The sequence below is a fragment of the Treponema endosymbiont of Eucomonympha sp. genome (assembly GCF_001028545.1).
Genome location: NZ_BBPW01000062.1, coordinates 1 through 4,553 on the forward strand (window position 1 = coordinate 1; position 4,553 = coordinate 4,553).

Consider the following 4,553-nt stretch of genomic DNA (forward strand, 5'->3'; position numbering starts at 1 on the left):
GAAGGACAAAAAGTCGAAGGGCGCCGGGCGGGTGTTCGCCTCGCTGTCCGCGCGGAGGCACATACGCCTTGCGCAGTTCGTCGCGGGCTTCGACATAGAGGGCATTGGCGAGACGCTCGTCGAAAAGCTCGTTGAGGCGGGGTTTGCGACGCTCGACTCCCTGCTTGAAGCCGACGCGGAGAGCATTGCCGCGGTGAACGGCTTCGGCGACATTACGGCGGCGGCGCTGGTCGAGGGGCTGCGGGAGAACCGGGAGGAAATGCGGCGTCTGGTCGACTCCGGCGCGCTCCGCCTCACCGAAACCGCCCGCGCGGGGAAGCTTGCGGGAAAGTCGTTCTGCTTCACCGGCGAGCTGCAGACGCTCAAGCGGGCGGACGCGGAGCGCAGAGTCAAGGAGGCGGGCGGCAGCACGAGAAGCGGCGTAACAAAAGGGCTTTCGTACCTCGTTACGAACGACGCGGCGAGCGGTTCCGGCAAAAACAAGAAGGCGGCGGAACTGGGCGTCACCCTTATAGACGAGCAGGCGTTTCTGGAACTGCTTGCGCAAGCCGAATCCGGCGTTCGGCAATAGCCGAACGTTCGAGTTCCTTGAAGGAACTCGACAATAGAGGTAAAGGCGTTGCTACCGAGTTTGCGAAGCAAACTCGCGGCATACAGGCATACTTGAACTCGCCGCATTTGTAACGCCGAACACGGCACGAAGGCACAAACGCCGCCCGCATTCACGGCACCCGTATTCGGGCGGATTCCCTGTCAAGACGGGCGGGCGCTTCCTGCGGGGAAAACCGCCTGTTCGGGCTGCCCGCCGTTTTGACTTTTACGGCAAAAAACGGTATGGTTGCCGCAACATGAAATATATCCCCGATTATCCAGAGACCGCCCCGCTGGAGCTTGCCATGCGGGACGAAGTCGCCCCGTGTACCGACCGTCTGAAGGACGGAGCCTGCGAATTCTCTTTTGCCAGCATGTTTTTACACCGCCATAAATACCGGTACCGCGTCTCCCGCCTGAACGCGGACAGTCTTATGCTTGCCGGAACCGAGCCGGAACACGCTATGTCGGGCAGATCGGGCGCGTCCTTTTTTTCGGTAGCCGGCGCGCCGCCACCCGTCGCGCTGACGGAAACGCTCGTCGAGCGCTACGGAATGTGGAAGACGGTGACGGTGTCGCTGCACGCCGCGGTGAGCGCGGCGCTTGCCGAAAAGGGCTACGTCATCGCCGAAAGCCGCGACGACTTCGACTATCTGTACGAGCGCAGCGATTTGGCGGAACTGCGCGGGAAAACCTTTCACAAAAAGAAGAATATGGTGAACGCGTTTCTGGCGTCCTTCACCCCAGACGTGCACCCGCTTACGAGCGCAAACGCGGGAGACGCGCAGCAAGTGCTCGAGGCGTGGACGCGCGCCCGCCAGGACGAAGCCGATTACGCCGAATGCACCGAAGCGCTTTCGCTTATGGACGAACTATGCCTCGACGGCACGCTCGTCTGCGTCGGCGGCGCGCCGGCAGCGTTTTCGCTCGGCGAGCCGGTGGCGGGCGGCGCCGTGTACTGCGTGCATTTTGAAAAAGGAGTCACTTCCTACAAGGGTATTTTCCAATACGTTAATCAGGCGGCGGCGCGGCGGCTGCCGGAATCCGTCCATATGATAAACCGCGAGCAGGACACCGGCGACGAAGGCTTACGGCAGTCAAAGATGACTTATCGACCTTGCGGATTCGTCGTGAAATATCTGGTGCTGCCGCCGGGTTCGGCGAAGCCGAATGCGTTGCCCGTACAGGGTACGGGCAACATCCGAGTTCTGTGAAGGAACTCGGCAGATAGGTAAACTCGCGGCGTACAGGCAAGGCAAGAGGCTGAAGCCAGAAACGCCGCCGCAAAACATCGAGGTTCCGCCGCTCATATGCGAAGTTCCGAGGAGCAAGGAGCGGGCAGGTTTTTTGCCGACCCACGTTCAAGGTGGGAGAGGTTAGGAGGCATAATAAATTAACACCCGATGATATGATTGTAGATAACCTATTGGAATGTATCTAAAAACGAGCGGAAAGACGATATGTGTCCCGTTTCTCCAAAACGTTTTTTGATTTGATTAAAATAATCTTCGCTCAACAATGCCTTAGGATTCGATTTGGTATACATTGCATTAGGATACCAATCATGTAGCATACATTTTAGATAAGAAAATGCAAATTGTGCTCGATTCATTTCCTTATATGAAGGCAACAGCTCTGGATCAGCTTTCCGGACATCGTGAATGTTTTTGTATTCAAGCAACACCTTGTCTTGCGTGTTTCTCCGACAAGCGATGCGATTGCCTAGTGCCCACGTTTCAATACAAAAATATTGCACAATGATTTTAAGTTCAGCAGATTCTAATTTATCTGCAACTAAATCTTTTACTTCATCATACTTTTCTTGATATGTATTATCTTCAGAGTCAATCGCGACAACCAAATAATTAAAGTTGTTAATATTATTCACATCTTGTATTGCATTTTCGATTATTTTTAGATAATTTGGATAACCGTACCCTGATACCAAATAATAAGCATCACCTCGATTATCATTTAAATTGCTTAATTGCACAAGCTTACTATTTGTGTACTGTATCCAATGAGGATATATTTTAGGTTCTCCCGAAGCCCCTTCAACAACTATGTAATATCTCATTGAATACCACCATTGTAGAGAGGATCGTTTATTAACTGTATAAAATGGTCTTGTCGAGACCTGGAATATTTTTCCTTTAAATCTATACCACTGGTAATATGAACATTCATTCCATCGCGGTGAAATATTTTCCAAGATTCAATTGGTATTCGATTAATGATATAGGGGTGGTGGCTCGTGATGATAAATTGACAGTCTTGGCTTGCGCTCGCAATTAAATCAGGGAAGAAATTGATCGCGCTTACGCCAAGAGAGTTTTCGTATTCATCTATAAGAAGAATACCTCCGTTTTGTAACAATATCGTATCTAGAATGAGCAAAAATAATTTCTGCATACCAGATGAAATATTATTACAAACAATCCATTTATCAATATTATATTCCTTTATGCAAAAAACATGAGTATTCAGCGCTCCCTGAAAATTAGGCATAACTTTCACAAGGTTTTGCACGGATGCGTCAATTATAAAAGGAAATGCAGAACGAATGAAATCAACAGTTTTTTTATAATTATTAGGTGATATTTGTTGCAAAATATACATTTTGTTATGAAAATCTATCGGTTCAACAGCTAAATTCTCTATTGTTTTTATATGTGGAGGTACAGGGTTATTTGGAGCATTGGAAACTACTGTTCCTAGCTGGAAATTTTTATTTAATTCGTCCCCATAAAATCGTCGTGCAATAATTTTTTTGATATCCGCATAGAGTGCCCCTATCTCGTCATCTTCAAGCAATGCAAAACAGGTTTTATCTGAACTCAATTTTGGCATTATCATATCATTCCACGTAATTGTTCCATTTTCTCTTCTAAATAATGCTATCTCATTTTTCGTAAGAGTTTCAGACACTATCATTTTTTCACGCGGCGTTTTTACACTTGGGGTAACATATAATTTATAATTATAGATAATTCTATTGCTTTCAAAATCGACATCCCATTTTCCATTAAATAATACTTTATCAGAAACTAATTGAGTAAAAAAATTAAAAAGGCTATTTAGAAATCTTGTCTTTCCCGTTCCGGAATCGCCTACCAAAAGATTCACTTGTGCAAAAGTAACAATATCAAAGCAAAATTTATCGTTTGTTTGATATTCCAAACTATATTTTATTAGTCGCATAATGCTATACCTCCAAGTTTTGATTCAATGCTTTCAATTCTTACCAATTTTCTTATTTTATCCTAAAATTTCTGTTTTCGTCAAGATACACCTTGTCTCCACTTACATTTTCAATCCGAGAATCTGGCGAAAAAACCGCTCTCACATATGCCGTCAGACAATCGTCCTATTTTCAGCACGTCGTTTTACCAACGTCGCGCATAGCGTCATTGCTGACTGTCAAAGCATGACGTTATTTTTATGTATTATTCGGAAATATGTCAACACGGCAGTGCGCTTTTCCCCGCGCCCGTTCTCCCGCCTTCATCTTTTCCTCCCCTTGCCCCGCCGCTTTGTTTCCGCAAACAGTTCCCCGCATTTTTGCTGGTACAGCTCAAACAGATACGCCACCCGCTCCGCATCGTCGGCAAAGACCCTGCCGTAGGCTTTCTCGACCGCTTTGTCCAGCTTTTGGTGCGCCTTCGTCAATTCCGGCGGCATGGTCAGCGGGTCGTACAGGTCGGCAAGGCTGCTTGCCGGGAACAAGGCGCGGGCGTCCAGTACCGCCTGAGCCGCCTGTTCGATAGCCGCCTTTTGCTTGCCGGCGGGAGCGGGCCACGGGAAATTGTTGTAGACAATGGAAGCGGAATAGCGGTAGGTAGTGTGGACTTGAAGGTGGATGTAAAGGAAAACACCTGATATGAATAGCAACGATGAAGGAAACGGTAAGCTTTGCATAGCGCGTAGCGATTCCTCGCCAGCGTTTGAGGGTGCCGAAAACG

5 protein-coding genes are annotated in these 4,553 nt (G+C 48.2%); 2 read left to right on the forward strand and 3 right to left on the reverse strand.

Going from position 1 to position 4,553, the window contains the following annotated elements:
* A partial coding sequence (locus AWU74_RS03925; protein WP_238580156.1) for a helix-hairpin-helix domain-containing protein occupies positions 1 to 571 on the forward strand: 571 nt, incomplete at its 5' end.
* A gap of 277 nt (positions 572 to 848) precedes the next feature.
* On the forward strand, positions 849 to 1,805 hold the full coding sequence (locus AWU74_RS03930) for a DUF2156 domain-containing protein (protein ID WP_062327839.1): 957 nt from the start codon (positions 849 to 851) through the stop codon (positions 1,803 to 1,805).
* A 209-nt stretch (positions 1,806 to 2,014) separates the two neighbouring features.
* On the opposite strand, the gene AWU74_RS03935 is transcribed toward AWU74_RS03930, so the two are convergent.
* The 3 genes from AWU74_RS03935 to AWU74_RS12630 form a co-directional block, all read right to left on the reverse strand.
* Positions 2,015 to 2,668, reverse strand: coding sequence for a hypothetical protein (locus tag AWU74_RS03935; RefSeq protein WP_162504771.1), 654 nt, complete (start codon positions 2,666 to 2,668; stop codon positions 2,015 to 2,017).
* Complete coding sequence (locus AWU74_RS03940; RefSeq protein ID WP_187150822.1) at positions 2,665 to 3,708, reverse strand: AAA family ATPase; 1,044 nt, start codon at positions 3,706 to 3,708, stop codon at positions 2,665 to 2,667. The genes AWU74_RS03935 and AWU74_RS03940 overlap by 4 nt, the downstream gene beginning before the upstream one ends.
* A gap of 387 nt (positions 3,709 to 4,095) precedes the next feature.
* The coding region (locus AWU74_RS12630; RefSeq protein WP_238580157.1) for a type IIL restriction-modification enzyme MmeI at positions 4,096 to 4,553 on the reverse strand (458 nt) is incomplete at its 5' end.

Excerpts from the sequence above, each read along its gene's own strand:
- AWU74_RS03935 (WP_162504771.1), bottom strand. The coding sequence starts at position 2,668 with ATGAGATATTACATAGTTGTTGAAGGGGCTTCGGGAGAACCTAAAATA.
- AWU74_RS03930 (WP_062327839.1), top strand. The coding sequence starts at position 849 with ATGAAATATATCCCCGATTATCCAGAGACCGCCCCGCTGGAGCTTGCC.